Source organism: Rhodopseudomonas faecalis, assembly GCF_003217325.1.
GTDB classification, from domain to species: Bacteria; Pseudomonadota; Alphaproteobacteria; order Rhizobiales; family Xanthobacteraceae; genus Rhodopseudomonas; species Rhodopseudomonas faecalis.
Map to the genome: position 1 here is coordinate 1 of NZ_QJTI01000011.1, position 22,474 is coordinate 22,474.

Annotated in this window: 19 protein-coding genes; 12 read left to right on the plus strand and 7 right to left on the minus strand. The window is 63.9% G+C overall.

Annotated elements, in window-relative coordinates:
- Positions 1 to 361: 361 nt before the first annotated feature.
- Positions 362 to 2,512, minus strand: coding sequence for a methyl-accepting chemotaxis protein (locus BJ122_RS10360; protein ID WP_110780967.1), 2,151 nt, complete (start codon positions 2,510 to 2,512; stop codon positions 362 to 364).
- Between the two features lie 668 nt (positions 2,513 to 3,180).
- Positions 3,181 to 4,980: a methyl-accepting chemotaxis protein gene (locus tag BJ122_RS10365; protein WP_245407690.1), complete on the minus strand. Its 1,800-nt coding sequence runs from the start codon at positions 4,978 to 4,980 to the stop codon at positions 3,181 to 3,183.
- Between BJ122_RS10365 and BJ122_RS19600 the strand changes: the two genes are divergently transcribed.
- Entirely contained in the window at positions 4,981 to 5,133 is a 153-nt protein-coding gene (locus tag BJ122_RS19600; protein ID WP_245407691.1) for a hypothetical protein, read from the plus strand.
- A gap of 314 nt (positions 5,134 to 5,447) precedes the next feature.
- On the opposite strand, the gene BJ122_RS10370 is transcribed toward BJ122_RS19600, so the two are convergent.
- Positions 5,448 to 5,921, minus strand: a complete 474-nt coding sequence (locus BJ122_RS10370) for a response regulator (RefSeq protein ID WP_245407698.1) — start codon at positions 5,919 to 5,921, stop codon at positions 5,448 to 5,450.
- Positions 5,922 to 6,587: 666 nt separating this feature from the next.
- Between BJ122_RS10370 and BJ122_RS10375 the strand changes: the two genes are divergently transcribed.
- Positions 6,588 to 7,238: a BON domain-containing protein gene (locus tag BJ122_RS10375; RefSeq protein WP_110780970.1), complete on the plus strand. Its 651-nt coding sequence runs from the start codon at positions 6,588 to 6,590 to the stop codon at positions 7,236 to 7,238.
- A 60-nt stretch (positions 7,239 to 7,298) separates the two neighbouring features.
- On the opposite strand, the gene BJ122_RS10380 is transcribed toward BJ122_RS10375, so the two are convergent.
- Both BJ122_RS10380 and BJ122_RS10385 read right to left on the minus strand, forming a co-directional pair.
- Positions 7,299 to 8,750, minus strand: coding sequence for a serine/threonine protein kinase (locus tag BJ122_RS10380; RefSeq protein WP_110780971.1), 1,452 nt, complete (start codon positions 8,748 to 8,750; stop codon positions 7,299 to 7,301).
- 2 nt (positions 8,751 to 8,752) lie between these two features.
- Positions 8,753 to 9,493 (minus strand): metallophosphoesterase family protein, encoded by a 741-nt coding sequence (locus tag BJ122_RS10385; RefSeq protein WP_110780972.1) that lies wholly within the window; start codon positions 9,491 to 9,493, stop codon positions 8,753 to 8,755.
- Positions 9,494 to 9,782: 289 nt separating this feature from the next.
- On the opposite strand from BJ122_RS10385, the gene BJ122_RS10390 reads away from it, so the two are divergent.
- From BJ122_RS10390 to BJ122_RS19880, 6 genes are all read left to right on the plus strand, one after another.
- Entirely contained in the window at positions 9,783 to 10,211 is a 429-nt protein-coding gene (locus BJ122_RS10390; protein ID WP_110780973.1) for a hypothetical protein, read from the plus strand.
- Positions 10,212 to 10,491: 280 nt separating this feature from the next.
- Complete coding sequence (gene bchE / locus BJ122_RS10395) at positions 10,492 to 12,162, plus strand: magnesium-protoporphyrin IX monomethyl ester anaerobic oxidative cyclase (RefSeq protein ID WP_110780974.1); 1,671 nt, start codon at positions 10,492 to 10,494, stop codon at positions 12,160 to 12,162.
- Between the two features lie 10 nt (positions 12,163 to 12,172).
- A complete protein-coding gene (gene bchJ / locus BJ122_RS10400; protein ID WP_110780975.1) occupies positions 12,173 to 12,895 on the plus strand; it encodes a bacteriochlorophyll 4-vinyl reductase in 723 nt (240 codons plus the stop codon).
- A gap of 30 nt (positions 12,896 to 12,925) precedes the next feature.
- Positions 12,926 to 14,275, plus strand: a complete 1,350-nt coding sequence (hemN, locus tag BJ122_RS10405; protein ID WP_110780976.1) for an oxygen-independent coproporphyrinogen III oxidase — start codon at positions 12,926 to 12,928, stop codon at positions 14,273 to 14,275.
- A gap of 248 nt (positions 14,276 to 14,523) precedes the next feature.
- Positions 14,524 to 14,826, plus strand: coding sequence for a preprotein translocase subunit YajC (locus BJ122_RS10410; protein WP_110780977.1), 303 nt, complete (start codon positions 14,524 to 14,526; stop codon positions 14,824 to 14,826).
- Between the two features lie 169 nt (positions 14,827 to 14,995).
- Positions 14,996 to 15,769, plus strand: a complete 774-nt coding sequence (locus BJ122_RS19880; protein ID WP_110780978.1) for a hypothetical protein — start codon at positions 14,996 to 14,998, stop codon at positions 15,767 to 15,769.
- On the opposite strand, the gene BJ122_RS10420 is transcribed toward BJ122_RS19880, so the two are convergent.
- Entirely contained in the window at positions 15,750 to 16,025 is a 276-nt protein-coding gene (locus tag BJ122_RS10420; RefSeq protein WP_027276543.1) for a metal-sensitive transcriptional regulator, read from the minus strand. The genes BJ122_RS19880 and BJ122_RS10420 overlap by 20 nt on opposite strands.
- 68 nt (positions 16,026 to 16,093) lie before the next feature.
- On the opposite strand from BJ122_RS10420, the gene BJ122_RS10425 reads away from it, so the two are divergent.
- Together BJ122_RS10425 and BJ122_RS10430 are read left to right on the plus strand one after the other, a co-directional pair.
- Positions 16,094 to 18,865, plus strand: coding sequence for a heavy metal translocating P-type ATPase (locus BJ122_RS10425; RefSeq protein ID WP_110781061.1), 2,772 nt, complete (start codon positions 16,094 to 16,096; stop codon positions 18,863 to 18,865).
- A gap of 181 nt (positions 18,866 to 19,046) precedes the next feature.
- Entirely contained in the window at positions 19,047 to 19,634 is a 588-nt protein-coding gene (locus BJ122_RS10430; RefSeq protein ID WP_110780979.1) for a hemerythrin domain-containing protein, read from the plus strand.
- Between the two features lie 70 nt (positions 19,635 to 19,704).
- Here the strand turns inward: BJ122_RS10430 and queD are convergent, their stop codons facing one another.
- Positions 19,705 to 20,061, minus strand: coding sequence for a 6-carboxytetrahydropterin synthase QueD (queD, locus tag BJ122_RS10435; protein ID WP_110780980.1), 357 nt, complete (start codon positions 20,059 to 20,061; stop codon positions 19,705 to 19,707).
- Positions 20,062 to 20,398: 337 nt separating this feature from the next.
- Between queD and BJ122_RS10440 the strand changes: the two genes are divergently transcribed.
- Positions 20,399 to 21,676: a GGDEF domain-containing protein gene (locus BJ122_RS10440; protein ID WP_110780981.1), complete on the plus strand. Its 1,278-nt coding sequence runs from the start codon at positions 20,399 to 20,401 to the stop codon at positions 21,674 to 21,676.
- A 105-nt stretch (positions 21,677 to 21,781) separates the two neighbouring features.
- On the plus strand, positions 21,782 to 22,180 hold the full coding sequence (locus BJ122_RS10445) for a translational machinery protein (RefSeq protein WP_110780982.1): 399 nt from the start codon (positions 21,782 to 21,784) through the stop codon (positions 22,178 to 22,180).
- Positions 22,181 to 22,474: the final 294 nt, after the last annotated feature.

Sequence of the window (22,474 nt, forward strand, 5' to 3'; positions counted from 1 at the left end):
TTGTTCGGATCTTGCTCAAACCGAACCAACTGATTGTCGACAGTGTCCAGACTCTCGTTGGTCTCAGTGAGAAATTCGCGCAACAAGTCGTCCATCGCGATACGCCTCCGTCACTCTTCGAGCTTCGCTCGCTACTCACACCAGCGATTTTCCTCGCCGGCTTACGCTGCAGTCTGGCGCCTCATCGGATGGCGTCACGGTCTGGTTGAGCCTGCAGCATGGGCGAGCAACACCTTACATTTCGTGTACTCATCGAACGCACGTTCCACTCTGCTGCAGCAGTAGCGGGCGCAGCTCTACGCAGGCGTTAATTTTCTCGCCGGTACAAATACGAGTGAATCGCAACAAGTGGCGCGCGACGTTAAACGTCGCGCACATTGCGTAAAAATCGAACGACTTCCTGCTGCAGGCGAGAGCTGTCGCGCGACAGCAATTGCGCCGCCGACAGCACCTGCGCCGACGCTGAGCCGGTCTCGGTGGTGCCGCGTTGCACGTCGACGATATTGGACGATACTTCGCTGGTGCCCATCGCGGCCTGTTGCACGTTGCGCGCGATTTCCTGGGTTGCCGCGCCCTGCTCCTCCACCGCCGATGCGATGGTGGCAGCGATCTCCGACATGCGGCCGATCGTGTCGCCGATCTCCCTGATAGCAGCCACAGAATCCCGGGTTGCGCCCTGAATGCCGCTGATCTGCTGGCTGATCTCGCCGGTCGCTTTGGCGGTCTGTTCGGCGAGTGCCTTCACTTCGCTCGCGACCACCGCAAAGCCGCGTCCCGCTTCACCGGCGCGCGCCGCTTCAATGGTGGCGTTGAGCGCCAAGAGGTTGGTCTGACCGGCGATGGTGTTAATCAATTCCACCACGTCGCCGATGCGCGAAGCCGCTTCGGCGAGTTCGCCGACGCGATCATTGGTACGCCGCGCCTGATCGACGGCAACCGTTGCTATGGTTGACGATTCCTGAACCTGACGGCTGATTTCGTTCACCGATGACGACATTTCCTCAGCCGACGACGCCACCGACTGCACATTGGCGGAGGCCTGCTCGGCCGCCGCAGCCACCGAGGCGCTGAGCTCCTGGGAACGATCCGCGGTCTGCGTCAGGGTCGAAGCCGAGGCTTCCAGCTGGGTCGCGGCAGACGACACCGTTTCGATGATCTCGCCGACGGCGCCTTCGAAATTGTTGGCGAGCTGATGCATCTCGAGCTTGCGGTCATGCGCGGCACGTTCGGCGGCATCGCGCTGCGACTCGCGGTCGAAGCCGAGCTTGTTCTGCATCGCCTGGATGTTACGCAGCGCCACGCCAACCTCGTCGTCACGCTCGACCAGCACGCGGCTGTTGAACTGACCCTGCGCGATCGCCTGCATGGTGGCATTGAGCCGGCCGACCGGACGCACGATGGCGCGGATCGCAAACAGCCCCATCAGGGTGCCGAGCACGAGGCCGATCACCAAGAGTGCCAGCGACACGCTCAGCACCAGATGGTATTCGTGCTGACTCGCTTCGTACTGACCATTGGCTTCCTTGATCTGCAGCTCGACCAGCGCATCGACGTCGGCCTTGGCGGCGTCGTACAGGTCGCGCGCTTTGCCGGTCAGCAACACCCCGAGTTCGTCGAACCGGCCGCTGGCGATCATCGCCATGCCCGGCTGAATCGCCTGCTCGAAATAAGCGCGGTTGTGCTGCGCGAACAATTCGCCGAGCCGCTTCTCCTCGATCGTGCGCTCCTTCGCCGAATAGTCAGCAAAGGTCTTGTCGATCAGCTTGGAGTTGTCTGCCACGCGCTGCGAGACGTCGCTGAGCGGCGAGCCGACCTTGGCGCGAATGAAGATGCCGCGGATCGCCATGGCGCTGTCGAGCATGCGATCATTGATGGTGTAGAGCTGCGACAGCGGCACCGCGCGCTGCTCGAAGATCGATTGCAGCCGGATGTTGGTGTCGTGCGTCGCCCACAGACCGGCGGCGCCGATCAGCACCATCAACGCGGCCTGCACCGCCACCAGCGTGGTCAGCCGCGCCTTCAACGTGCGCGAGAACATCACAAACGCATCGCGCCAGCTCCGCCGCCGCACGATGCCGGCCACCACCCGGTAGTTGTGCGCCTTCTTTTCGCGGAACAGCCGATACACGTCCTCGGCTTCCTGGCGCTGATCGGCCGGCAGCTTGGTGCGCACCGACATGAAGCCGGTGACCTCGCCGTTTTCCCAGATCGGGGTCACGCTCGCCAGCACCCAATAGAAATCGCCGTTCTTGCGGCGGTTCTTGACTGCGCCAGCCCACGGCTTGCCTTCCTTCACCGTGTCCCACAGATCCGCGAACGCCTCGGCCGGCATGTCCGGGTGCCGCACGACATTATGCGGCTGACCGATCAGCTCCTCATGCGTAAACCCCGACGCTTCCAGAAACTGCTGATTGAAATAGGTGATCCGTCCCTTGGTATCGGTCTTCGAAACGATCAGCGTGTCATCACCGAGGACATATTCGTTCGAGGTGACGGGCTGGTTGTTACGCATTGAAAGTGCTCCACGGGTACGATTACGGAAACAACTGAAGACACGGGCGCCGCCGCAGCGGTCGCCGTTCATTGATGGCTTTGAAAATCAGGGACGGCGTGACGGGACGAGCGCGACCACTTGGCGCCCAATCCTGCTTTTGAAGATCGACGACCGTTCGCTCCGCGCGGACCGTGAAGCAATCGGTGCTCAAGCTTCGAACTCCGGGCATGTTGGCCCGTTCTTGCGCATCGTCGCGCGGCGACGACGCCAAGTTCAGGCGCAATCAGGAGAGGGAGACAGTCATCGGCACGAGCTCTGGCACGCCAGCCGAGTAAATGGCCGGCTGCCTGCTCGCTCAGGGACGATACGATTAAATTTGTATCGTCTTCGTAAATCTACGAAAGGGCAGGTCTTAATCTCAGTTCGACAATAGAATGATGAGGTTGGGCCATAAACGCCGCGCAGGCGCCGTCAGATTGCTCAAACATCGCCACTCGACACTCATAATAGTACAGTGAGTTTGGGCACGCCGCGCTGACCGCGGCGCCCCGTTACTTGCCGTTAAGATTTCGGCTATGTCTTTGGCAATCGAAGGCGGCAGTTCGCACGTCGTGATGCACGCGCATGATAAGGGCGGCCACCGGGCTGGATGGCCGCCACCCCTCACCTATCGATCGTGTGACAGTTTACGCCGCGCGGACCGTGGCCAGGAATTTGCTGACCTCGTTCTGCAGACGAGCGCTGTCGCGTGACAGCGTCTGCGCCGCCGCCAGCACCTGGCTGGACGCCGAGCCGGTGGCGGTCGCGCCGTGCTCGACCTCGGCAACATTGGCCGAGACGTCGTGGGTGCCGCTGGCGGCGAGCTGCACGTTGCGGGAAATTTCCTGGGTCGCGGCGCCCTGCTGCTCCACTGCCGCGGCAATGGTCGAAGAGATTTCCGACATCTGCGCGATCGTGGTGCCGATCTTCTGGATCGCCGACACCGAGTCCTGGGTCGCGGTCTGAATGCCGGCGATCTGCTGGCTGATCTCGCCGGTGGCCTTGGCGGTCTGTTCGGCGAGCGCCTTCACTTCGCTGGCGACCACCGCAAAGCCGCGCCCGGCATCGCCGGCCCGCGCCGCCTCGATGGTGGCGTTCAGCGCCAGCAGGTTGGTCTGATCGGCGATGGTGTTGATCAGCTCGACCACCTCGCCGATCCGCGCCGCCGCCGACGCCAGATCGCCGACGCTGGCATTGGTGGCGCGAGCCTGTTCGACTGCCTCGCCGGCGATCCGCGACGATTTTTGCACCTGCTGGCTGATCTCACCGACCGACGTCGAAATCTCCTCAGTGGCGCTCGCCACCGAATTGACATTGGTCGAAGCTTCCTGAGAGGCGACCGCGACGCCGCGCGCCAGGTTCTGGGACTGCAATGCGGTCGCGGTCAGCGTGGTGGCCGACGCTTCCAGCTCGGACGACGCGGCCGACACGGTTTCGATGATCTGCCCGACCGCGCTCTCGAAGTGGTCGGCGAGCTGGATCATGTCCAGGCGGCGCAGCTCCGCCTGGCGCTGATCTTCCGCCGCCTTGACCTCGAGCTCATCGCGGGCCTTCTGCTCGGCCTTCGATTTGAAGGTCTCGACCGCGCTGGCGATCTCGCCGATTTCGTCCTTGCGGCCGAGGCCGGGCAGTACCACGGCGAAATTGCCGTTCGCCAATTCCAGCATCGCCTTGTTCATCGCCGTGAGCGGACGCGACACCGAACGGCCGATCAGGAAGCCGAGCAGCCCGACCGCCACGATGATCACGCCGATGCCGATCTGCATGCGCAGCTGGGTGGCCGCGCGCGCCGCCTGCTCGGCCTTTTGCGCCTCGGCCCGATCGCGCGCGGTGACGCGCTCGACCTCGGCCATGATCGGCTCGATCCGGGCATAGCTCGCCGACATCGCCTTCTGCTCGGCAGCGACCAGCTGCGAGGTCTCCATCCAGGACGCGAACGCGGATTGATAGGCGTCGATCTTGGCGCGCAGATCGGCCTTCACCGGCGCCGGCAGCTCGGTCTGGGCAATCTTGCCGCGCAGCTCGTCGGCGCGCTGCTTCAGATCTTCGCCGTATTTGGCGACGCCGCGCAGCATGAAATCCTTCTCATGGCGACGCATCATCAGCATCGAGACCGCCAGCGACGGCTGATCGATCGTCTTGAGCGCGCCTTCAACCTCGTGCACCGATTTGCGCAGGCTGCCTTCCAGGCCGGCATTCTCATTGAGGCCAAGCTTGACGCGCGCGGCGACCAGCGCGCCGAAATGCGCGACATAGTCGGCGTTGCCGGTCTGCACGGTCTGCAACTGCACGCGCAAATCGGCGCGGCCGGCGGCGTCCATGCGGCGCTCCATCTCCTTGAGATTGTCGCTCAGCTGCTGGCTCAGCCGGTTATGATCGGCGACGTATCTCTCATCCTTGCGCAGCAGAAAATCCTTCTCGGCGCGCCGCATCTCCAGCATCGTCATGTGAATGCGATCCTGCAGTTCGCCGATCGCGCGAGCGCGATCGTCCAGCTGGCGATGGACACTCTGGGAGGCGTCCCCCATCCAGAACAGCGCGCCAAGCATCAGGACACCAAGGATGCCAAGCACACTGATCGAGTTGATTTTGTGGGATAGACGCAAGCTAAACATAAAAGACCATCATCTATTCTGGCGCGACCTGATCTCGCGTGGCCGCAAGACGGGGCTTCACGGCCACGTGGATCACGAGGTCGCGACATTGGACACGGATGAGAAGCTAAGGGGAGGAGTTGAACTACAAGCCGTCCCGGACTCTCGGTTGTAAGGGTGGCACAGCGCCCCTTAACCAATGGTCACAATCGAACGGTTTTACAACTAAACGACAACAACCACGGCAACGCCCGCGACGATCGATACTGATACCATCGCGATACACCAATTTAGATACGAGGCGCGAAACGCCGTCTCACCTAGCGCTCAAAGCGCGGGCCACACACTTCGCCCCAGGAGTGCACAATCGGCAGTCCTGCCATGGTGCTACGCAGATTGGCGAGCGAGATGCGCAATGCGGCGAGATCGATCGGCTTTGGAAAGCTCTGCAGCAGATCCATGCCGAGCGAGCGCGCATATTGCCGCGCGGCGCGGCGGCGCTCCGAACTCATCCCGCTGATCACGATCACCGGCCCCTGATAATTGGCCTCGGCCATCGCTTTCATGACGTCCTGACCGTCACCGTCGTCCAGCATCAGGTCGAGCGTGACGCAGGCAAAAGACCTGGTGCGCAGCAACTCGATGCCTTCGGCGCAGCTCGCAGCCTCGGTGACTTCATACCCGGCCTTGCCCGCCGCACCGGCGATCAAGCCGCGCTGAACCGCGTCGTCGTCCACCACCAGCAGGCTCAACAGACCGAAAGTGGTGTCGCCCAAGGCAGGTGCCGCTTTCATGTCGTGTTTGTGTTGAACGCCCATGGCACGTTCCTTCGACGTCGAGTTCATCTGTGAATTTCGGTTTATCGTTTGGCGCGAAATTGGCAGTTAACACAAGGCAATCCCGAACGCGGGGAGCGCCCAGATCGCCCAATTAGTTTACAAGGGGTTACGAGCATCGATGACGAACGATAACAGCGACCTCTCCATGACGATCTGTGATCGAGATGCTGCCCACGCCCCTGCTTGATGCGAACACAAACGCTTCGCGCGCGAACCACACGCATCGATCGCATTGCAAGTCGAAGCGCAACAATGACGCACAGTTGTCATGAGGCATGCGCTGTGCGACGGTGAGCAATGCCGCAATTGATCACGACTACACGTGCCGAGCCGGCACGTTTCGCAGCGCTACACTAGATCTGCACTCATCCCCGCCGCTCTCGACTTGCATCGACGCGTCAGCGCGGAGTGGCGCACCGGCACGGCTGAGCTGTGGCCTCCGCTGCCCGGCCCGCCCCTGCCGCCTTGTCCGGCGCCACGAACGGCGCGCTCGCCGGCGCGTTGTCGGGTAGTCTGCCGCGGCCGGTATCAGCCTGCGCGCTGTTGATTCGGATCAATGTCATTGCGCTTCTTGCGCCGATGATGCGCCGCATTCCGATCCGTTCCGTCTAGAGGCATCCCATGACCGACTCCGAGTTGCGTCTGCACATCCTCGATGAGTTCGAGTTCGACCCCCGTTTCAACAGTGACCACCTCAAGGTCAGTGTCCAGAACAAGGCCGTCACGCTGACCGGCCATGTCAGCAGCTATGCCGAGAAGGTTGCCGCGATCGCCGCTGTGCGCCGTGTCAAGGGCGTGCGGGCGCTGTCCGAGTCGATCGAAGTGCGCTATCGCTTTGATCGCGCGGCGGACGACCAGATTGCGCAACGCGCCACCGATATTCTTGATTGGAATGTGCTGGTGCCGGCCAATGCCGTCGAGGTGCACGTCAAGGACGGCTGGATCACGCTGACCGGCACCGTCGACTGGCACTATGAACGCAGCGCGGCTGAGGACGACGTGCGCAAGCTCGCCGGCGTGCAGGGCGTCACCAATCTGATCGAAATCAACAATCCGCAGGTCGACACCTCCAGTATCCGCGCCCATATCGAATCGGCGCTGAAACGCCATGCCGAGATCGGCAGCAAGCCGATCCGGGTCACGGTGCAGAACGGCAATACCGTGGTGCTGGAAGGCAGCGTCGAGACCTGGGACGAACGGCTCGCTGTGCAAAACGCCGCCTGGTCGACGCCGGGGGTGGCGTCGGTCGACGACCGCCTGATGATCAGCTGACGCGCGCTCACGGCGCACCGGCCGCGGCCGGTTCGCCGCCCGATCCGACGCCGATCGGCGCTAGGCCGAGGCCTCGGCCTCCGGGTCGGACTCCGGCGTGCGCAGCCCGGATCGGGATGGCGCGGGCTTGCGTACCACGGTGACGGTGCACGGCGCCTCGGCGGTGACCTTGGCCGACACGCTGCCGAGCAGCTTGCGCAGCGCCGAAGTGCGCCGCGCCCCGATCAGGATGTGATTGACGTGGCTTGCTTCGACGAAGTCGAGAATGGCCGCGGCGGGATCGACGGCCTCCAGCACATGCACCGTCAGCCGGTCGTCGGAAAGCTTGAGCGGCTCGGCCCAATGGCGCAGTTGCACCAGCCGGTCGACATGCTTGTTCTGGCCATGGGCGTCGAGCGTCTTGTCCAGCGTGATGCGGCCGAGTTTCAGCACGTTGACGCAGGCCAGCCGCGCCGATGGCAACGTCGCCAGAATCCGCTCGGCGGTCAGCCGCAATTCGTCGTTGAGCGCGGTCGAGCCTTCGGCAAGATCGATCGCCACCATCAGGATCGGCGCCGACGACAGTTCCGCGGCCAGCGAGGCGCTGGCGCGCCGTTGGCGCAGCTCCGGATTGAAGCGGCGGCGCAGCGCCGTGGTGAACGGATCGCGCTTCAGCTTCTCCGACCGGGTGGTGAGCTTGACCTGATCGGGATGGGTCAGGTCGAACACCAGCTGCGCCGCGGTCGGATGGCGCCAGGCCGGCTCGATCTCCAGGCAGCGCATCACCACTTCCTGCAGCCACGGCGGATAGTCAGGCCGCAACTGGCGCGGCGGCGGCGGATCGCGCCACAACCGCCGGCGCATGCCATACATGGTCTCGGTCTCGCCGAACGGCCGCTCGCCGGTGGTGAAGAAGTAGAGCAGCACGCCGAGCGCGAACAGATCGCTGCGCGGATCGTCGCGTACGCCGAGCAGCCGCTCGGGCGCCATATAAGGCGCGGTGCCGAACGGCAGCCGGAATTCCTCCTGCATCAGATCGGGCAGCACATCGCTGCACGCCAAGCCATAGTCGAGCAGCACCGCCTCGCCGCTCGGCCGGAACATGATGTTGCTCGGCTTGACGTCGTGGTGAATGACGTGCTGGCGGTGCAGATCGGCGAGCGCGGTGCCGATCCTGGCTGCGATCTGCACGGCGTCGTCATAGGGCAACGGCAGTTCGGGCAGCCGGGACAGCAGCGCCTTGCCGGCGATCCGCTCCATCACGATGTAGGGCAGCACGTCAAAGCCGCCAGCCGCGACATAGGCCGGGACATGCGGGCCCGACAGCCGCGGCATGATCATCTGCTCCATCTCGAAGCTGACGATCGCCGCCGGGTCCTCGCCCTCGCCGATCCGCGGCAGTTTCATCACCATCTGGGTCGGGGAATCCGGACGGCGCACGATGAACAGCGTCGCCATGCCGCCCTGATGGATCGGTTCTTCGATCACAAAGCCGTCAATGGTGGCGCCCGGCTCCAGCGTCACGGAGATCATGGTCAGCGCCCTACCGACAGCCGCTCCGCCAGCGAGATCGGCAGCCCGTTGTTGCGGATCCGGGCCGCCGCGGCGGCGATATCATAGGGGACGCGGCAATAGTGCACCTCGCGGGTCTCGGTGTCGAACAGCGCATAGGCCGCCGCCGGGTTGCCGTCGCGCGGCTGGCCGACCGAGCCGACCACCACCAGCCATTGCCGCCCCGGCAGCAATTGCACCGGCACGCCGCTGGTCGGCACGAAGGACGTCATCTTGCCGGTGACCGACAACGAATACAGCGCCGGGCGGTGGATGTGGCCGCAAAACGTCACATGGGCAAAGGTGGCCTGCATGCTGCGCGAGGCCACGCTGGAATCGGTGACATAGATCCAGTTCTCCGGCCGTGTGGCCTCGCCGTGAACGTACAGTCGGCTGTGCTGCTCCTCTTTCATCGGCAGGTTGGCGAGAAACCGGCGCTGCGCGACGCCGAGTTCGCCGCGGGTCCATTCCATCGCCGCTTGCGCTTCGAGATTGAGCTGCACCTTGGTGTTGCCGACCGCGCAATCGTGATTGCCCATCACCGCCAACGCGCCAGCGTCGACCAGCTCCATCACGGTGGTCACCACCCAGTCCGGATCGGCGCCATAGCCGACATAATCGCCGAGCAGCACGTTTTGCTCGGCGCCCTGCGCGCGGGCGTCGGCGAGGCAGGCCTCGAAAGCCTGACGATTGCTGTGAATATCGGCGAACAGCGCAATCAGCACCGCACTTCCTCCCCCAGTCCAGGCACCGGCTGGCGCCGGCCTCATTATTGTTGCGTCGGCGGCCTTCAAGGCCGCGCCGCAGCCGACCGCTCGCCTGTTGCCACACACAGCGCTGCGCGCAGCGTCAGGTCACCGACCAAGCCTTGTTAACACATCGGCAACCAGATCCAGCAACGCCGTCACGGCCACCGAGGCCCAATTCGCAGCGCATATCATTCCTTGATCTGGCGCAAGTGGAAAAGCCGCCCCCCATGACAGCATTCTTGTCAAGTATGGGTTGGAGGCGTCCATGACCTCGTCCGGCAAGCATTCACGAGGCACTCGTCTTCCGAACGAAGTGGCCGATGTTATCCGGGAATGGGAAGAGATCATCGCAAGCCCCGAGGAGCTCGCCGCCTTCGGCCGCGCCATGGCCAACATGGTCAAGGATTTCGGCTTGTCGCCAAACGAATTGCGCGCCCTCGCAACCAAGGGCAGCAACTCTAAGGAACTGCCATGCTTGCTCGAAGCATTGAAGATCAGCATTCGCTCGTTGGCAGAAAAGGAGCCGATGCTCCTCAACGATCTGCGCCGGGCTTGCGCGATGTGTGAACACAAGCAAGAGTGCGACAACGATATCGCCGCCGGCACGCTGGTGCCGAGCTATCAACGCTACTGCCTGAACGTCGAAATCCTCAACTGGCTGCAGAGCGAAGCCAAGTTCAATCTCGATTCCTGATATGAAGCCGAGCCAGACGATTCTGTGCCGCGCGCGACGGTGCGTGGATGCATCGCGACCAATGGCGGATTGTGTTTCACGGCAGGGCGTGCAGTCGCTGTCACGCGCGACGATCACGTCCGCACCACTGCGTCGCTTGAAGGTTTGAGTACGGAGACAGCAGAGCGATAGCGACCCGCAGAACCGGCTGGGAATACCCCTGCACCAGTCGTTTGATCTGCGTCAACATTCACCTACAGGCGATATGTCATTTTGACTTGACAATGACGGGAGAGAGTCAGTGCGCATCATTCTCATTCATCCGAATTACCATTCTGGCGGCGCCGAAATCGCGGGAAACTGGCCGCCGGCTTGGGCGGCGTACCTCGCCGGCGCGCTGAGATCGAACGGCTTCACCGACGTTCAGTTCATCGACGCGATGACGGATGATATCCCCGAGGAGAAGCTCGCGGAGTATCTGGCTGCGCAGAAGCCCGACATGGTCGGCGTCACCTCGATCACCCCGTCGATCTATAAGGCCGAGCGCACGCTGCAGATTGCCAAGCAGGTCAATCCGAATTGCATCGCCGTGCTCGGCGGCGTGCACGCCACCTTCATGTATCAGCAAGTGCTGACGGAAGCGCCGTGGATCGACGCGATCGTGCGCGGCGAAGGCGAAGAGATCATCGTCGATCTCGCCCGCACCATTGAGCAAGGCCGCTGGCCGCGTGATCGCGCGGAAGTGAAGGGCATCGCCTATATCGACCAGACCGCCGAAGGCGCCAAGATCGTCGCCACGCCGGCGGCGCCCACCATCAAGGACCTTGATGCGATCAAGCCCGACTGGGGCATCCTTGATTGGGACAAGTATCGCTACATCCCGATGAACACCCGCGTCGCGATTCCGAACATGGCGCGCGGCTGTCCGTTCACCTGCTCGTTCTGCTCGCAGTGGAAGTTCTGGCGCGACTACCGCGTGCGGGATCCGAAGAAGGTGGTCGACGAGATCGAGGAGTTGGTCGAGAAGTATCAGGTCGGCTTCTTCATCCTCGCCGACGAAGAACCCTCCATCAATCGCAAGAAGTTTATCCAGTTCTGCGAAGAGTTGATCGCGCGCGGCCTGAACAAGAAGGTGCAGTGGGGCATCAACACCCGCGTGACCGACATTCTGCGCGACGAGAAGCTGCTGAAGTTCTACAACGAGGCGGGCCTGATGCACGTCTCGCTCGGCACCGAAGCCGCTGCTCAGCTGAAGCTCGACCTGTTCAACAAGGAAACCAAGATCGCCGACAACAAGAAGGCGATCCGGTTGCTGCGTGAAGCCGGTATCGTCACCGAGGCGCAGTTCATTGTCGGTCTCGACAGCGAGACCCCGGAGACCTTGGAAGAAACCTACCGCATGGCCAAGGACTGGGCGCCCGACCTCGCCAACTGGTCGATGTACACGCCCTGGCCGTTCACGCCGCTGTTCAAGGAACTCAGCGACAAGGTCGAGGTGTTCGACTTCGACAAGTACAACTTCGTCACGCCGATCATTAAGCCGGCGGCGATGGAGCGCGGCGAACTGCTCGACCGGGTGATGAACAACTATCGCCGGTTCTACATGTCGAAGGCGTTCTTCTCCTATCCGTGGTCGGGCACCGGCCGGCGCCGGCGTTACCTGCTCGGCTGCTTGAAGGCGTTCCTGAAGGCTGGTTTCGAGCGCAAGTTCTACGATCTCGGCCGGGTCGGCTATTGGGGTCCGCAGTCCAAGAAGAAGGTGGACTTCAAGTTCGACACCACGCGGTCGCGTGCAGTCGGTACCACCGCCGATTGGGAGGCCAACGCCGACCGTTCGCGCAAGGCTCAGCCCACGATCGTCTCCGCTTGCGGCGGCGGCACCGAGCAGATGACCGAAGACGCGGAATGCGCGGCGCTGCAGGCCAAGGTCCTGGACAAGGCCGACGGCGCGAACTCGGTCAGCCGCCACTGATCCGGCGGCTGTGACTGAGCTCTCTCACGCGGCGAAGATCGGTCCGAACGCGGTCATTCAGCTTATTCAGGCGCTGACCGCGGCCGGGCTCCACGATCAAGCCAAGACCATCTTCACGACGGCAGGCGCCAGCGATTGGCTGGCGCAGCCGCCGGCTGAAATGGTCGATGAACGACGGGTGGCTGCGATCCACCAGACGGTGCGGCAGTTGCTGCCGCCCGATCAGGCTGTGGCGATCTTGAACGATGCCGGGCTGCGGACCGGGGATTACATCCTCGCCAACCGCATCCCGAAGTTTGCGCAGGTGATCCTCAAGCTGCTGCCGGCACCGCTGGCGGCGCGGATGCTGGTCAAGGCCATCTCGGCCCATTCCTGGACATTTGCCGGCTCGGGCCGCTTCTCCGGCCAAGTCGGCCGCCAAGTGGTCTTCGAAATCGCCGGCAATCCGATCGTCGCCGGCGAACGCGCGGAGAGCTTGGTGTGCGTCTGGCACGCCGCGGTGTTTCAGCGGCTGTTCCAGGTGCTGGTGTCGCCGAAGTCGCGCGCTGTTGAAGTTGCATGTGCGGCCCATGGCGATCCCTGCTGCCGCTTCGTGGTAGATTGGCGCGCCGCCGTCGAGCCCAGCTGTGCCGGCGCCGTCCCCACCGCTACGCAAGGCTGCTGTGGCTGTGGCTGCAGCGACCAAGCCGGACAACCGCGCAACAGCGCGTCATCTGCAGTTTCGTCTCGCTGATCGCGAGGGATTAATCGAAGGCCGAACCAAATGACCTCAGCATTGGAAAAATACGCCACGAGCTCGGTCCCGCGCTACACCAGCTATCCGACCGCGCCGCATTTCGTCTCGGAATTTCCGGAGTCGGTCTATCGTGGCTGGCTGGCCCAGCTCGATCAGGACAAGCCGATCTCGCTGTATCTGCACGTGCCGTTCTGCAAGCAGATGTGCTGGTACTGCGGCTGCAACATGAAGCTCGCCGCGCGCTATGAGCCGGTGGCGACCTATTTCAAGCACATGCTCGACGAGGTCGAGATGCTGGCCGATGCGATGCCGGCGCGCATGCCGGTGGGGCATCTGCATTTCGGCGGAGGCACCCCAACGGTGCTTGACCCAGAAGACCTCGCCACCTTGATGGCGGTGATCGCCGATCGCTTCCGGCTCATCGAAGACGCCGAACTGGCGATCGAAAGCGACCCGCGCACCCTGACCGACGCGATGGTCGAAAAGATCGGCGCGATCGGCTTCACCCGCGCCAGCTTCGGCGTGCAGGAATTCGACCCCAAGGTGCAGAAGGCGATCAACCGCATCCAGCCGCCCGAAATGGTGGAAAACGCCATGGATCGGTTCCGTTCGGTCGGCGTTAAGAAATTGAACTTCGACCTGATCTACGGCCTGCCCTATCAGACCGCCGAGGACCTGCGCCGCACGGTGGAACAATGCATCGAGATGAAGCCGGATCGCGTCGCGCTGTTCGGCTATGCCCACGTGCCGTGGGTGGCCAGCAACCAGAAGATGATCCCGACCGAGGCGCTGCCGACCCCGGCGCAGCGCGCTGAGCAGGCCCGTGCGGCCGCTGACGCGCTGGTCAAGGGCGGCTATGTGCGCATCGGCATCGACCATTTTGCGCTGCCCGGCGATAAGCTCGCCGAAGCCGCCAAGAACGGCGCTTTGCACCGGAACTTCCAGGGCTACACCCCGGATGCCTCGCCGACCCTGATCGGCATCGGCGCCACCTCGATCGGCCGCACCCCGCACGGCTATGTGCAGAACATCAGCGAGACTGGCGCCTATATGCGCGCAGTCGACGCCGGCAAGCTGCCGGTGGCCCGCGGCCACGCCTTCAAGGACCAGGATGAACTGCGGGCGCACGTGATCGAGCGCATCATGTGCGACGGCAAGGTCGATCTCACCGCCGCTGGCCGCCAGTTCGGCGTCGCCGACGACTGGTATGCGAACGAGCGCGAGGCGATCGAGCAGCTGCAGACCGACGGTGTCATCACCTATGCCAGCGGCCAGCTGGCGCTGACCGCCGTGGGCCAGCCGCTGGCGCGCGTGGTCGCTGCGGTGTTCGACACCTATCTGCGCAACTCCTCGGTTCGCCACTCGATCGCTGTGTGATCAGAAAGTTCGTCTAACGATCAAACGGCGCAGCTTCGGCTGCGCCGTCACGTTTTTTTGTTCTGGGCTGCCCCTCCGGCGGCCCTTTTTGATTCACCTCAAGCTGTTATCTTCGCAGTTGCGAGATAGTTCTCCCGGTAGCATTTGCCGCCAACCTAGTGTGATCAGCAGGGGGTATCATCTGCAGGGCTTCGTTAAGGCAAACAGTGCAGGCTTTCGCGACGTGGACTAGACCATTGAGGTTCGACATGACCACTCAGATCAAAGTCACCGACAAGATGATCGCCAAGGCGATGGCTGCGTATCGCGCCAGCGGCGGCGCTGACGATGCCTGCATCCGCGCGGCGCTGGAAGCCGCCCTGGAACAGGAGCACTTTTCGGTGGGTGATCAGGTGACCTGCGTCCACGGCTGCGTCACCGGCGTGATCCTGTCGATTGTCGGCGACGAAGCGCTGATCTCCTGGTCTTGCCGGGGCAAATCCACCGCAAAACTGTCGACGCTGGAACACGCCGACGAGGACGCTGAGGCGATTCCGGTCGCGACCAACTGACAGCCGATCGGCTTGATTATACCTCTTTTGTGACCAAAAGCGGTGAACCCCGCCGAAACAGGGGTGACAACGACCGCATATTGCGCACACTCCCGGCTGGATCAGCCTGGGACGTCCTGTGAAACAGTCCTGCTTACCATTTTCCCTGTTGGCGACGATCGCGTTAGCCATGGTTGCGCTGCCCGGGCCCGCGCAAGCGCAGTGGTGGGCGCGCGAACCGGTCGACTATGAGGACTGCGCCGCGCGCGCCGAAAAGACCACCGAAGCCAAACAACGCGAAGCGCTGATCGCCGGCTGCGAGGCGAAATTCGCCGGAAGGCGCAAGCCTGGCGGCGGCTACACCTATTACGACTTCATGCAGGACAAGCACTTCGACATCGCCGGACCGAATCCGACGGCGGAGGAGCAGCGCGAGATCGACCGCCATTACACCGAGTTTCTCGATCAGCACCGGCGCAGCCTGATCGCCGCGGCCTTCGCGCGCCGGCAGCGCGAACTAACCGAGGCCAAAGCCAGCGCCGATGCGGCCAAGGGGCCGCACACCACCGGCCAGACCCGCGCCGCCAAACCGGCGCAAGCACCCCGCCCAGCCTCTGCTCAGCAACAGGCCGCCAAACAACCGCCCAAGCAAACGAACAAGCAAACGAACAAGCAGACGGACAAACCTGTGCCGAGCGCGCCGCGCACCGTGGTCGCCCATCTGCCGGGCCCGTCCGCTGCCAACCCGCACGCCAGCGCCGCAGCGCCGCCGCGGCCGGTGGCAGCCGTGCCGCGCGCCACGGTACAGCGGCCAAAACCGCCAGCCAAGCCGAAGCAGAATCGCTGCAAGGAGCCGTCGCTGTCGTGCAACTGGTCGCGCTTCACCGACGGTGTTTCCGACATGACCCGCAGCCTGTTCCGGCCCGCCAAGAGCCAGGCCGAGGCTAGCGGTCCGCGCGGCTGATCACCGCCATCAGCTCGGCGATCTTCTGGCGCTGATCGTCCTTGTCGCCGCTGGTGATGGCGTGCTCGACGCAGTGCCCGACGTGATCCTTGAGGATCTCCTCCTCGAGCCGGCGCAGCGCCGCGCGCACCGCCGCGATCTGCGTGACGATGTCGATGCAGTAGCGATCCTCATCGACCATCTTTGACAGCCCACGGACCTGTCCTTCGATCCGGCTCAGCCGCTTCTGGCACGACGCCTTGATATCTTTTCGCATCTCGTTTATATACCCCTACCGGGTATGGGTTACAAGCCCACAGCGCCGATTCCTCGATGGAGGCCGTCATGACTGCATCCGACCATTCCCATACACCTCACGCGGGCGGCTGTTGTGGCAACAAGGCCGACTCGGCACCGGCAGGCAAGACCGCCACCGAAGCGTCTGCCAAACCAGAGCTCGTGCAGCTCACCGAGCTGCCACCGCGCAGCACGGCCGGCGCGGCGAGCGCGATCGACCCGGTATGCGGCATGAGCGTCGCCACCGCGAACAGCCCGCATCGCTTCGACCATCAAGGCATCACCTATCATTTCTGCTGCGCTGGCTGCCGCAGCGCGTTCAGCGCCGATCCAGCGCGTTATCTGCAACCATCTGCTCCCACTTCCGGCTCATGCTGCGGCGGCGCTCAGGCCAAGCCAGCAGCCTCCAAGCCGGCAACAGCTGCGGCGCCCATGGCGGCACAGGCCGCGCCGCGCGCCTGCTGCGGCGGTCATGGCGCAGCTGACCATCATCACGACCATCACCACGCGACCACGACGCCCGCAGCGGGCGAAGTGATCGATCCCGTGTGCGGCATGCGCGTCGATCCCGCCACCACGCCGCATCATTTTGAGTATCACGGGCAAAGCTATCATTTCTGCGCGGCCAGCTGCCGCGGCAAATTCGCCGCCGACCCGGAAAGCTATCTCGATCCCGCCAAGCGCAAGCCCGCGCCCGAGGTGCCGGAAGGCACGATCTTCACCTGCCCGATGGACCCGGAAATCCGCCAGATCGGCCCTGGCACCTGCCCGATCTGCGGCATGGCGCTGGAACCGGAACTGGTGACGCTCGACGACGCCCCCAATCCCGAACTGCTCGACATGTCGCGTCGGTTCTGGATCGGGCTGGCGCTGACGCTGCCGGTGGTGGTGCTGGAAATGGGCGGCCATCTCGCCGGCGCGCATAACTGGGTCGATCCGTGGCTGTCCAACTGGCTGCAATTCGCGCTCGCCACCCCGGTGGTGCTGTGGGCCGGCTGGCCGTTCTTCGTGCGTGGTGTGCAATCGGTGCGAACGCGCCATCTCAACATGTTCACGCTGATTGCGATCGGCACTGCGGTGGCGTTCGGCTACAGCGTGGTCGGCACGCTGGCGCCGCAATTGTTCCCGGCCGAGTTCCGCGGCCATGGCGGCGTGGTGCCGGTGTATTTCGAGGCCGCGGCGGTGATCACCGTGCTGGTGCTGCTCGGCCAGGTGCTGGAACTACGCGCCCGCGAGGCCACCTCCGGCGCCATCAAGGCGCTGCTCGGGCTGGCGCCGCGCACCGCGCGCCGCATCGATGACAGCGGCGCCGATCACGAAGTGCCGATCGATGCGTTGCAGGCCGGCGACCGAATTCGCGTCCGCCCCGGCGAAAAAGTGCCGGTCGATGGCGTCATTCTGGAAGGCAGCGCCACGCTCGACGAAGCGCTGGTCACCGGCGAGTCGCTGCCGGTGTCGCGCGAAATCGGCGACAAGGTGATCGCCGGCACGCTGAACCAGTCCGGCGGCTTTGTGATGCGCGCCGAGCAGGTCGGCCGCGACACCATGCTGTCGCGCATCGTGCAGATGGTGGCGCAGGCGCAGCGCTCGCGCGCGCCGATCCAGCGCATCGCCGATCAGGTCGCCGGCTGGTTCGTGCCGACCGTGATTGCGGTGGCGCTGATCGCGTTCGCCGCCTGGGCCAGTTTTGGGCCGGAGCCGCGTTTCACCTTTGCGCTGATCGCCGCGGTCAGCGTGCTGATCATCGCCTGCCCGTGCGCAGTCGGGCTCGCCACGCCGATGTCGATCATGGTCGGCGTCGGCCGCGGCGCGCAGGCCGGCGTGCTGGTGCGCAACGCCGAAGCGCTCGAGCGCATGGAGAAGATCGACACGCTGGTGGTCGACAAGACCGGCACCCTGACCGCGGGCAAGCCTGATGTGGTGGAGATTGTGCCGGCCGACGGGTTTGATGAAGCGCGGCTGGTGCGCCTGGCCGCCAGCGTCGAGCGCGCCAGCGAGCATCCTTTGGCCGATGCCATCGTGCGCGCCGCGCAGCAGCGCGCGCTGGCGCTCAGCGAGGTCGCCAAGTTCGAGGCCCCGACCGGCAAGGGCGCCAGCGGCGAGGTCGATGGACGGCGCGTGCTGATCGGCAGCACCGCGTTCCTGACGGCCGCAGGCATCGATCTGACCGCACTGGCAAGCCGCGCCGAAACGCTGCGCCAGGACGGCGCCACGGTGATCGCGATCGCCGTGGAGGACCGGCTGGCCGGGCTGTTTGCGATCGCCGATCCGATCAAATCCTCGACGCCGGCGGCGCTGCAGGCGATCGCCGCGGCCGGCATCAAAGTGATCATGCTGACCGGCGACAACCGCACCACGGCGCAGGCGGTGGCGCGCAAGCTCGGCATCGCCGAGGTCGAGGCCGAGGTGCTGCCCGACCAGAAAAGCGCGGTGGTGGAAAAGCTGCGGCAGAGCGGTCGGATCGTCGCGATGGCCGGCGATGGCGTCAACGACGCGCCGGCACTGGCCGCGGCCGATGTCGGCATCGCGATGGGCACCGGCACCGACGTCGCGATGGAAAGCGCCGGCGTGACGCTGGTGAAGGGCGATCTGCGCGGCATCGTGCGGGCGCGCAAACTGTCGCAGGCCACCATGCGCAACATCCGGCAAAACCTGTTCTTCGCCTTCATCTACAACGGCGCCGGCATCCCGATCGCGGCCGGCATCCTCTATCCGAGCCTGGGCTTGCTGCTGTCGCCGATCATTGCCGCGGCCGCGATGTCGCTGTCCTCGGTGAGCGTGATCGGCAATGCGCTGCGGCTGCGCACCGTGCGATTGTGAGTAGCAATGGCAGCTTGCGCAGCCGTGGCCGCTGACGCCGCGGCTGGGGTTTGATTCAACGCAAGGATCAGCCCTCACCCTGCAATATGTTGCAAGCGCTCAGTGACGGCCTTGCCTAGTGCCGTGTCATTGGCGTAGCAGCATGGCCAGAATGAATTTGGCTGCGAACAGGGGTTCCTCAATGTCCCGTATGATCGAAATGCTGCAGGAAGAGCACCGCAATATCGCGAAGCTGCTCAACGTGCTCGAGCAAGAGCTCAAAGTGTTCGATCGCCGGGAACGTCCCGACTACGAGATCTTCCAGGCGATCATCGAATATTTCGAGGATTTTCCCGACAAGTGTCACCACCCCAAAGAGGACGTGGTGTTTCAGATCCTCAAACAGCGCAGCCCTGAAGTGGCTGGCGCCGTCGGCGACATCGAAGCCGATCACCGGCTGGAAGCCGAGCGGCTGCGGCGCTTCTCGCAGATGGTCGAGGACATCCTCGCCGATCAGGAAATTCCGCGCGCCTCATTCCACATCGCCGCTGAGGATTTCATCGACCATCAGCGCCGCCACATGATCAAGGAAGAGAGCATGCTGTTTCCGGCCGCGCTCGACGTGCTCACCCCTGAGGACTGGGCGCAGATCGACGCCCGCATCGATGAGCGCAAGGACCCGATGTTTGACGGCGCCGTCGAGGAGCGGTTCCGCACGCTGCACGACACCATTCTGCGCTGGGAAAAGCAGACCGAAGAACAGCGCGGCAAGGTCGGCTCAGCCTCCTGAGCGACCTTCCCTCGTCTCTCCTGCGATCCATGACGCCCGGCCGCAAGCTGGGCGTTGTCGTTTTCAGGCGTTACGCGCCGTCATATTCCGCCCAGCAATCGGGGGTCTCGAACACCCGCACCTGGGCCAATTGCGGCAAGGCCGGCTTGGTGCGCTGCCAGATCCAGATCGCGATGTTTTCCGCGGTCGGATTTTCCAGCCCTTCGATGTCGTTGAGGCAATGATGATCGAGCTGCGCCAGCAGCCCGCCAAACGCCGCCTCGATCTCAAAGAAATCCACCACGAAACCTGTGGTCGCATCGACATCGCCCTGCAACTGCAGCTCCACGCGATAGGAGTGGCCGTGCATGCGGTGGCAGCGATGGGTCGGTGGCACGTTCGGCAGCCGATGCGCGGCTTCGAACCTGAAAGCTTGTGTGATCTTCATGGTCGTCCGGGAGATGGGCGCCCTTCGGAGCGGGCGCCGCGGCGGCGCGGACCCTAGCGGAGCCGGTGCGGTATTTGAAGCCCGAACCGACCGTCACGGCTGCATAGCCGGTGCCGGACCCTGCCGCTTTCGTGCCGCACTCGCGAAATCACGGTTAAAAACCCACTCGCCTTCAGCGTGCATTCGTTCATGGTTTCACAACCACGCTAGGGTTTTCACCAGGATGGTCAGATTCCCTTAATCGCTGACCGGCCACCTTCCCGCGCCTACGGGAGCATTGCCTGCAGATGTCGCGAGCCAGCAACTGGTCGACCGCCAAAGGCGGAGGGGGCGAACGATGCTAAGCATTCCTACGGTTTGGCTGCTGTTCGTGGTTAATTTCTCGGCCCTCGGACTGGTGTGGGCCTATGTGCTGCGCGGTCATCCGAACTTTTTGCCAGCCCGGTATTGGGGTGCAGCGACCGGCTGTGCGGCGCTCGGCGCCGCCGTTGCGCTGCTCCGCGGCGTGGTCGACTCGCCGATGCCGCTGGTGCTCGGCAGCACGCTGATGGTGCTCGCCAACTGCCTTGGCATGATGGGCCTTTTCCGCTTCTTCCGCCTGCCGAGCGGCTGGCTGGTCACCGCCGTGGTGACGGGCGTAAGCGCGGTCGCGATCGCGATCTTCACCTATGTCGCCGAGAACATGGCGATGCGGATCGTGGTCTACTCCATTGCTCACGCCATCCCGATCGCACTGACGCTGCGCTATCTGCTGTCGCGTTCCGATCGGCGCACCCAGCCGGGCATCTGGCTGACCGCGCTGGTCTCGGCGCTGATCCTGGCCGTATTGGCGATCCGTTCCGTGGCGGCACTGCTGGGCATCGGCGGCGAGCTGCAGACGCTGCATTTCAACGTCGTCCAGGCCTGCCTGGTGGTGCTGCTGTCGTTCCTGTCGATGCTGTGGGGCATCAGCTTCCTGCTGCTGTCGTTCGACCGGCATCGAAATGAGATGGCCAGCCTGGCATTGGTGGACGAACTGACCGGCGTCGCCAATCGCCGCCAGGCATTGCAACGCCTGAACGAATTGTGCACCGAAGCGCAGCTGTCCGGCATGCCGTTCACCGTGCTGGCGATCGACCTCGATGGCTTCAAGGGCGTCAATGACCGTTACGGTCATGGCGCCGGCGATGATTGCCTGCGCGCCTTCGCCCGCGCCGCGCAAGAGCGGCTGCGCCCCGACTATCTGCTGGCACGGGTGGGCGGCGACGAGTTCTCAATTTTGATGCCGCGCAGCACCACGCGCGATGGCGCGCTGATCGCGCGCAGCGTGGTGGAAGCCTGTCAGGTGCAGCGCGGCCAGCCATTTGACGCGATTTCAGCATCAATCGGCGTCGCGCAATGGACCTGCGACATCGGCAGCGATCCCGAACGGCTGATCGATGCGGCCGATCAGGCGTTGTACGTCGCCAAGAAGAACGGCAAGAACCGCTACGCCATCTACGAGCCCACGCCGTCCACTCTTGCTGCCGCGGCCACGACGACCTTGCTACAGTCGCCAGAAATCACCGGCCCGGGCGATGGTGATCTGTGCCTGCCGGACGCCTCGTCATTTCGCACCGCGCCCTCTGTCCGCTAGCGGTGCATCAACGCCGGCGCGTGACATCTTGCCTAGCGGTGCTAGCATTCAATTAATGGGGCGACGCTCACGGCAATTCGGGGGCTCTTTGCCTCTTGAAAGGACATGATCATGAGCCACTTCCACGCGGTGATCTGGATCGATCACAAGGAAGCTCGGGTGTTTCATTTCAACCCCAGCGAAGCCGACAAGTTCGTGGTGCATTCCGATCATGCCGACCGCCACATCCATCACAAGCGCACGATCGGCAGCGGCCACGAACCCGAGGATCAGCACTTTCTGCAATCGGCAATGGAAGCGATCGCCGATGCCGGCGCGGTGCTGATCGTCGGCCCCGCCAACACCAAGCACGCGCTGGAAAAATACATCGAGAAGCACAATCCGTCGCTCAAGCAGAAGATCGCGGCGGTCGAAAACGTCGATCATCCCTCCGATGGTCAGATCGTCGCGCACGCCCGCAAATATTTTAAGGCCGAGGACAGGCAAACGCCGCAAGTGCGCTGACGCGCACGCCCCCCGCCAACCATTGCGCAAGCTCGACGGCGGCGCGCAGCGCCGTTAAGCCCCGCTGAGTTGGGCACGTCGCGCGCGGCGCCCAGTCGCTCCGCGCATGCTCCGTCATCCTATAGGCGCTAGGGCATCATGCGCATTGGGCCTGAATCGAATGCAGCGCGCACGAGCCGCGAAGGATGAGCCGCAAGCCCACCGCCGATACGCCTTCTTCGCCGCGTCATCCTTCGAGACTTTCCCGCAGCGCTATTGAGCCGCGGGAAAGCACCTCAGGATGACAACTCCGGA

Excerpts from the sequence above, each read along its gene's own strand:
- BJ122_RS10365 (WP_245407690.1), bottom strand. The coding sequence starts at position 4,980 with ATGACGATGCTGGAGATGCGGCGCGCCGAGAAGGATTTTCTGCTGCGC.
- BJ122_RS10425 (WP_110781061.1), top strand. The coding sequence starts at position 16,094 with ATGACTGCATCCGACCATTCCCATACACCTCACGCGGGCGGCTGTTGT.
- BJ122_RS10420 (WP_027276543.1), bottom strand. The coding sequence starts at position 16,025 with ATGCGAAAAGATATCAAGGCGTCGTGCCAGAAGCGGCTGAGCCGGATC.
- queD (WP_110780980.1), bottom strand. The coding sequence starts at position 20,061 with ATGAAGATCACACAAGCTTTCAGGTTCGAAGCCGCGCATCGGCTGCCG.
- BJ122_RS10360 (WP_110780967.1), bottom strand. The coding sequence starts at position 2,512 with ATGCGTAACAACCAGCCCGTCACCTCGAACGAATATGTCCTCGGTGAT.
- BJ122_RS10430 (WP_110780979.1), top strand. The coding sequence starts at position 19,047 with ATGTCCCGTATGATCGAAATGCTGCAGGAAGAGCACCGCAATATCGCG.
- hemN (WP_110780976.1), top strand. The coding sequence starts at position 12,926 with ATGACCTCAGCATTGGAAAAATACGCCACGAGCTCGGTCCCGCGCTAC.
- BJ122_RS10375 (WP_110780970.1), top strand. The coding sequence starts at position 6,588 with ATGACCGACTCCGAGTTGCGTCTGCACATCCTCGATGAGTTCGAGTTC.
- BJ122_RS10390 (WP_110780973.1), top strand. The coding sequence starts at position 9,783 with ATGACCTCGTCCGGCAAGCATTCACGAGGCACTCGTCTTCCGAACGAA.
- BJ122_RS10440 (WP_110780981.1), top strand. The coding sequence starts at position 20,399 with ATGCTAAGCATTCCTACGGTTTGGCTGCTGTTCGTGGTTAATTTCTCG.
- BJ122_RS10370 (WP_245407698.1), bottom strand. The coding sequence starts at position 5,921 with ATGAAAGCGGCACCTGCCTTGGGCGACACCACTTTCGGTCTGTTGAGC.
- BJ122_RS10410 (WP_110780977.1), top strand. The coding sequence starts at position 14,524 with ATGACCACTCAGATCAAAGTCACCGACAAGATGATCGCCAAGGCGATG.
- BJ122_RS10380 (WP_110780971.1), bottom strand. The coding sequence starts at position 8,750 with ATGATCTCCGTGACGCTGGAGCCGGGCGCCACCATTGACGGCTTTGTG.
- BJ122_RS19880 (WP_110780978.1), top strand. The coding sequence starts at position 14,996 with ATGGTTGCGCTGCCCGGGCCCGCGCAAGCGCAGTGGTGGGCGCGCGAA.
- BJ122_RS10445 (WP_110780982.1), top strand. The coding sequence starts at position 21,782 with ATGATCATGAGCCACTTCCACGCGGTGATCTGGATCGATCACAAGGAA.